This is a genomic window from Streptomyces sp. 8K308, assembly GCF_004348315.1.
GTDB lineage: Bacteria > Actinomycetota > Actinomycetes > Streptomycetales > Streptomycetaceae > Streptomyces.
Genome location: NZ_SMKC01000054.1, coordinates 22,494 through 29,328, shown reverse-complemented (window position 1 = coordinate 29,328; position 6,835 = coordinate 22,494). Strand labels below are relative to the sequence as shown.

Below are 6,835 nucleotides of genomic sequence, written 5' to 3'. Positions count from 1 at the left end.
CGACATCTCGGCGGCGGGCCCGTCACGTTGCGGCTGTGGAGCGACAAGGGCGGCGCCGACGTGGCGGTCCAGGCGTTCAACGAGGCGCACGAGGACGTCCAGATCGAGCTGGTCAACGTGCCCGCCGCCGAGATGTCGAACGCGCTGAACAACGCGCACGCCGCCGACGACCCGTCCGGCGCCCCCTGTCTGGCGCAGAGCGACAACCGGCAGGGCGGCATGCTGCTGTCCCAGGGCGTCATCGCCGACATCGGCGAGTACCTGGAGCCGCACGCCGGCGAGTTCGCCGACGGCGCGATCGAGGCGCTGTCCATCGCCGACGTGGTCTACGGCGTGCCCAACCAGCGGCAGCCGGTCTTCACCATGTTCCACGCCCCGACCTTCGAGGAGCGTGGCCTCGAGTACCCGACCTCCTGGGAGGAGGCCATCGAGGTCGGCGAGCAACTGCGCGAGGACGGCGTCCACATCTTCAACCTGGCCGGCGAGGACCCCTCGACCTGGATGAACATGGCCTGGCAGGCCGGCGCCCGCTGGTACTCGATCGAGGGCGACGCCTGGCGGATCAACTTCACCGACGAGGCCTCCCGCACCGCCTCCGAGATCATGCAGCGGCTGCTCGACGAGGATCTGGTCGAGCGGATCTCGTACGCCGAGTACCCGGCCATGATGCAGGAGTACGACGCCGGCCGGATCGCCATGCGGCAGCTGTCCACCTGGCAGCTCAGCGGCCACCAGAACAACGCTGACGAGACCCTCGGCGAGTGGGAGCCCGCGCCCAACCTGACCGTCGGCGGCCAGGAGGCGCCGCTCTCCGCCGCCGACACCTCGGGCATGTTCGTGCCGACCCTGTGCGAGGAGCCGGAGGCCGCGGTCGAGGCCGCCGTCTGGCTGGCCACCCAGGCCGAGCCGGTCACGGCCATGGCCGATCCGGCCGAGGGGGCCGGCTGGTACCCGGCCGTCGCCGACCCCGAGCCGTACCTCGACGCGCTGGTGCCGCGCGAGTTGTTCGGCGAGTACTCGGACGAGGCGGTGCCCGTCATAGAGCAGTCCTCGACCTACGCCGACGGCTGGATCTACGGCCCCAACTCCCGTGCCATGTACGAGGAGCTGGCCGACCAGTGGGGCAAGGCGATGAACGGTGAGATCACCGTCGAGTCGATTCTCACGCACATGCAGGAGTGGACGGTCAACGACCTCAGGCAGCAGAACGTGAACGTCGTCGAGTGAGTCGCCGAGCCGAAACCCACCACACGCAACGTTAGGCACACCCCAGATGTCGATCACCGCCACCACGGCGGAGCCGACAGGGGCCGCGGACGCGCGCCGCGGCCCCCGCCGGACGCCCCGCTGGCACACGCTCCGCGCGCTCAAGGGCGCGGCCTTCGCCGCCCCCTTCTTCGTCGGATTCCTCTTCGTCTTCGTGATCCCGGTCGGCTACGCGGTCTACGAGAGCCTGTTCAGCGAGCGCAGCTCGGGCCTCGGGATCGGCGGCCAGGAGCGGGTCTTCGTCGGCCTCGACAACTTCTCCCGGGCGCTCGATGACGGCGCCTTCTGGGCCTCGGTCGGCCGCGTGCTGGTCTTCGCCTGCGTCCAGATCCCGCTGATGCTCGCCCTGGCCCTCGCCATGGCGCTGCTGCTCGACCAGATCGCCACCAGGACGGCGCACCGCTTCCGGCTCGCCTTCCTGGTGCCATACATGATCCCGGGCGTCGTGGCCGCGCTGATGTGGATGTACCTCTACAGCCCCAGGCTCGGCCCGCTCACCGACGCCCTCGGCGTCCTCGGCGTCGACGCCGACTTCTACGCCTCCGAGATGCTCTGGGTCTCCATGGGCAATCTGCTGACCTGGCACGGCGTCGGCTACAACATGCTGATCATCTACGGCGCCCTGCGCGCCGTGCCGCGCGAGGTGTTCGACGCCGCGCGGGTCGACGGCGCGGGCGAGCTGCGGATCGCCTGGTCGATCAAGGTGCCGTTCGTGCGCGGCGCCCTGGTGCTCACCGGCATGCTCGCCATCATCCAGATGCTGCAGATCTTCAACGAGCCGCTGCTGTTCCGGCAGGTGGCGCCCGAGACCGTCACCAAGAGCTACACGCCGATCATGCTCATCTACTACCAGGCGTTCGACAGCAACGACTACGGCTACGCGGCCGCGCTCTCGGTGATCCTGGCGCTCGTCGTCGGCGCGATCTCCTTCATCTTCTACAAGTTCACGAACAGGCCACAGTCATGACCGCGACCGGACAGACCCAGCTGACCGCGCCCACCCCCACGCGAACGCCGCGGCCGCGCCGGGCGCCGAGCCGTCGCGCACCCGAACCGGGCGACGAACTCCCGGTCGGCACCCAGCAGTCAAGGCTCTCCCGGATCCTGGTGCTGGTCGGCCTCGGCGCCCTGGTGCTCTACTCCGTCGCCCCGGTCTGGTGGCTGGTGGTCTCCGCCACCAAGGACCAGCGCGACCTGCTCTACACCAACGGCCTGTGGTTCGGCGACTTCAACCTCTTCCGGAACATCGAGCAGGTCTTCACCTACAACGACGGCATTTACCTGCGCTGGCTGCTCAACTCGCTGATGTACGCGAGCGTCGGCGGCCTGGTGAGCACCCTGATCGCGCTGGCCGCCGGCTACTCGCTCTCCCGCTTCCAGTTCCCGGGACGCGGGATGCTGCTCGGCGCGGTGATCGGCTCCTTCCTGATCCCGTACGCCATGCTGACGATGCCGCTCTACCTGCTGTTCTCCCGGATCGGTTTGGTCGACACCGTGTGGGCGGTGCTGATCCCCTCGTTCATCAGCCCCTTCGCCGTCTACCTGGCCAAGGTGTACACGGACGGCGCGGTGCCCGAGGAGATCATCGAGGCGGCCCGCATCGACGGCGCCGGCGAGCTGCGGATCTTCTTCCAGATCGTGGTCCGGCTGATGTCGACCGGCGGCGCGACGATCTTCCTGCTCTCCTTCGTGCAGGTCTGGAACCAATTCTTCCTGCCCCTCACCATGCTCCGCGGCGAGGACAAGTGGAGCCTCAACCTCGGCCTGTACTTCTGGAACAGCAAGCGCGACGAGGCCGGCGTCGACCTCACCGCGCTGGTGCTGACCGGGGCCCTGCTCTCGGTGATCCCGCTGGTGGTCTTCATGGTCTCGATGCAGCGCTACTGGCGCACCGGCGTCACCCTCGGCGCCCTCAAGTGACCGCCGGCTCAGGCCGGCGCCGGCGGGGGAGCGGTGGAGCCGCGGACCACCACGTGGGTGCTGAGCAGCACCCGGTCCTCGGCCCCGCCCACCCCCTCCCGCCGGTCGAGGACCAGACGGGCCGCGGTGCGCCCGAGCTCCTGGTACGGCACGTGCACGGTGGTCAGCCGCGGGGTCAGCTCGCTGGCCATCGGGATGTCGTCGTAGCCGACCAGGGACACGTCCTCCGGCACCCGGAGGCCCGCCTCGCGCAGCGCCTCGAGGGCGCCGAGCGCCACCATGTCGGTGGCCGCGAACACGGCCGTGAACGCGACCCGTTCGCGCAGCGCCTCGCGCACCGCGCGCAGCCCGGCGTCCCGTTGGAAGAGGCCCTCGCGCTCGAGCGCGGGAACGGCCGCCACCTGGTAGTCGGCGAGCGCCCTGCGGTAGCCGAGGAGCCGGCCGTCCGCCGTGGACTGGCCCTCCTGCACGCCGACGAAGAGGATCCGACGGTGCCCGAGCGACAGCAGGTGCGCGGTGGCGCCGTACGCGCCACCCTCGTTGTCGTACTCGACGACGGTCGCCGGCAGGTCGTCGGCCAGCGGCGGCCGGCCGCAGAGCACGAGCCGCGAGCCGACGCTGTCCAGCGAGCGCGCGAACTTGCTCATCCGCTCGCGGTATTCGGTGGTGTACTGGATGCCGCCCACGAGGATGACGGCGGCGGCGTGCTGCTCCCGCATGAGGTTGACGACCGTCAACTCCCGCTGCCGGTCGCCCTGCGTGGTGCACACCAGGCACAGCCGGCCACGCCGCGCGGCCTCCTGCTCCACGCCGGCGCCGATCTGCGCGAAGGCACTCCAGGTGATGTCGTCGAGCACCAGGGCGAGTGTCTCGACCCCGGTGCCGGCCAGCGCCTTGGCGTGCGCGTTGGCGACGTAGTCGAGCTGCCGCACGGCGCGCAGCACCTTGGCGCGCGTCGCGTGGGTGACCGGGTAGTTGTCGGCGAGCACCCGGGAGACGGTCGCCACCGAGACGCCGGCCTGCCGTGCCACGTCCCGGATGGTGCTGCGGCGCCCCGGGGCGCCAGAAACCGGCTTCTGCGATCCAGTCGTTGCCACGAGTCAACGTTACCTTGATTCGCCTTCTTCCAGCCGCCTACGATCCGCACAGAATTAGAAAACGGTTTCTGTGTCCGGTTTCATCAGCCCAGTTCGACCAACGGAGGATTAGTGGAGCATCCACAGCCGAGGGCCGCCCTCGCCATGGCCGCCGACCTGCCGGGGCGCCTGTTCAGCTCCACGCAGTGGGACCGGCTGCGGAAGCTGGCCGAGCTGCGGGAGTCCACGGTGCTCACCGAGTTCCGCTCGCCCGCGGCCCGCGAGGTGCTGGCCGAGACCGAGGTGCTGATCACCGGCTGGGGCAGCCCGGTGCTCGACGAGGCGGCGCTGGACGCCGCGCCCCGGCTGCGCGCCGTGCTGCACGCGGCGGGCTCGGTGAAGGGCCATGTGACGCCCGAGTGCTGGCGGCGCGGCATCCCGGTCACCACCGCCGCCGGCGCCAACGCGGAGCCCGTCGCCGAGTACACCCTCGCCATGATCCTGCTGGCGCTGAAGCGGGTCAGGGCGGCCACCGCCCGCTACCGGGAGCGGCGCGCCTTCGTCGACGTGCTGCGCGAGTTCCCCGGGGTGGGCAACCACGGTCGGCGGGTCGGCCTCGTCGGCGCCTCGCGCATCGGCCGCCGGGTGGTCGAGCTGCTGCGTCCCTTCTCGTTGGACGTCGCGCTCGCCGATCCCTATCTGACCGAGGCCGAGGGGCGCGAGCTCGGGGTGCGGCTGTTGCCGCTCGACGAGCTGCTGGCCGGGTGCGACCTGGTGAGCCTGCACGCCCCCGCGATCCCCGAGACCCGGGAGATGATCGACCGGCGCCGGCTCGCGCTGCTGCGCGACGGCGCGGTGCTGGTCAACACCGCCCGCGGCTCGCTCGTCGAACAGGACGCGCTGGTCGCCGAGTTGGTCTCGGGGCGGATCGAGGCGGTGATCGACGTCACCGAGCCGGAGGTGCTGCCGCCCGACTCGCCGCTCTACACCCTGGAGAACGTCTGGCTCACCCCACACCTGGCGGGCGCCCAGGGCGGTGAGCTGCACCGGCTCGCGGACGTGGTGCTGGACGAACTGGCGCGGCTCAACGCCGGGTTGCCGTTGGTCAACGTGGTGCGGGCGACGGATCTGGCCCGGATGGCGTGACGCTTGCTCCCGCTCGGCGGCGCCTCGGCGGGTGATCAGCGGAGGCGCCGCACCCGCCGCTGCCGGCCGAACGGCGGCCAGCCCGGGTCGCCGTCGGCCGCGAACGCCACCCACGCCCCGTGCGTCTCCTCGGCCAGGGACGCGGGCGCCTCGCCCGGGCCGAGCAGTCCCCGAGGGCCGCGTAGCGCGGGAAGCCCGAGCCGGTCGAAGACGAAGGGGAGCTCGACCCCGTGCGCCCCGCCGAGCTGGCCGTCGACGGCGGGCGACCGCCAGCCGAACTCGTAGACGTGGGCCCGGCCGTGGGCCGCCACGAGGCGCCGGCTGCCGGCGCCGAACAGCGCGTCGCCGAGGATTGCCGAGCGCAGCTCACCGTGCCCGGCGCCGGGCCGCCGGTTCCGGTAGGCCGCGACCAGCGCGTCGGGGGCGGCGTGCGTCATGGCGGCCGTGGCGCGCACGTCCTCGGCGGTCGACGTCGTCAGCCGCCCCTGCGGCGCCAGGTACAGGTTGCCCTCCTCGGCGTTGGTCCCGACGAGTAGGTCGACGTCGGCGGCCAGGAGGCTCTCGGCGGGTTGCTTTTCCAGCACCAGGCTGAACGGGCTGAGCCCCACCAGCGGGTCGAACCGGTCCGCCGTCCGCAGGTCGAGGCCGCCGAGCGCGGGCATCACCTCGACGAGCCGCTCGTCGGGGACGTCAGCGAAGCCCCCAGCCGTCGGCGCGACGCCGAGCGCGGCGGCCGCCGCCCGCGTCACCCGGGCGGCCTGCTCGGAGGAGAAGGCGCCGAGGCCGTTGCCGCTCTGCACGATCGCGCGCCGGAAGAGACCGACCGCCGCCGGCGTGGCGAGGATTCCAGAGACGATGGTGGCGCCGGCGGACTGGCCGAACAGGGTGACGTTGCCTGGATCGCCGCCGAAGGCCTCGATGTTGCGCCGCACCCAGTCGAGCGCGGCGACGACGTCGAGCAGGCCGCGGTTGCGCGGCGCGCCCGGCAGGTCGAGGAAGCCCGCCATGCCGAGCCGGTAGTTGAGCGTCACCAGGACCACGCCGTCGCGGGCGAACGCGGTGCCGTCGTACAGTGGCGCCCTGGTCGAGCCGGCGACGAAGCCACCGCCGTGCGTGAACACCATCACCGGGCAGCGCGCGGCGTCCCGTGGCGCCCACACGTTCACCGTGAGGTGGTCGTCGCCTGGGACCCAACCGGGGCCGAAATAGGGTGACATGTCGAGAGCGCCGAACGCGTCCCGGCGCGGCTGCGGCGCGGTGGGCCCGGGGGCCACGGCGTCGCGCACCCCCGACCACGGCTCGTGGCGGCGGGGCGGCGCGAACCGGCCGGCGCCGCGTGGCGGCGCGGCGTAGGGGACGGCGAGGAAGCGCCGCACCTCGCCGTCGCCTCCGCCGCCTCTTCCTCCGTCGCCTCCGCCCACGTCAAC

6 protein-coding genes are annotated in these 6,835 nt (G+C 71.9%); 4 read left to right on the top strand and 2 right to left on the bottom strand.

The window, feature by feature from the left end:
• From E1265_RS11140 to E1265_RS11130, 3 genes are all read left to right on the top strand, one after another.
• A partial coding sequence (locus tag E1265_RS11140) for an extracellular solute-binding protein (protein WP_132930114.1) occupies positions 1-1,227 on the top strand: 1,227 nt, incomplete at its 5' end.
• Positions 1,228-1,273: 46 nt separating this feature from the next.
• Positions 1,274-2,233: a sugar ABC transporter permease gene (locus tag E1265_RS11135; RefSeq protein WP_132930113.1), complete on the top strand. Its 960-nt coding sequence runs from the start codon at positions 1,274-1,276 to the stop codon at positions 2,231-2,233.
• Complete coding sequence (locus E1265_RS11130) at positions 2,230-3,186, top strand: carbohydrate ABC transporter permease (protein WP_132930112.1); 957 nt, start codon at positions 2,230-2,232, stop codon at positions 3,184-3,186. The genes E1265_RS11135 and E1265_RS11130 overlap by 4 nt, the downstream gene beginning before the upstream one ends.
• A gap of 8 nt (positions 3,187-3,194) precedes the next feature.
• On the opposite strand, the gene E1265_RS11125 is transcribed toward E1265_RS11130, so the two are convergent.
• Complete coding sequence (locus tag E1265_RS11125; RefSeq protein WP_243740691.1) at positions 3,195-4,217, bottom strand: LacI family DNA-binding transcriptional regulator; 1,023 nt, start codon at positions 4,215-4,217, stop codon at positions 3,195-3,197.
• A gap of 210 nt (positions 4,218-4,427) precedes the next feature.
• Between E1265_RS11125 and E1265_RS11120 the strand changes: the two genes are divergently transcribed.
• Entirely contained in the window at positions 4,428-5,408 is a 981-nt protein-coding gene (locus E1265_RS11120) for a hydroxyacid dehydrogenase (RefSeq protein ID WP_132930117.1), read from the top strand.
• A 35-nt stretch (positions 5,409-5,443) separates the two neighbouring features.
• On the opposite strand, the gene E1265_RS11115 is transcribed toward E1265_RS11120, so the two are convergent.
• The gene (locus tag E1265_RS11115) at positions 5,444-6,829 is read right to left on the bottom strand and encodes a carboxylesterase family protein (RefSeq protein ID WP_243740693.1); all 1,386 of its coding nucleotides are present in this window, start codon (positions 6,827-6,829) and stop codon (positions 5,444-5,446) included.
• Positions 6,830-6,835 lie beyond the last annotated feature (6 nt).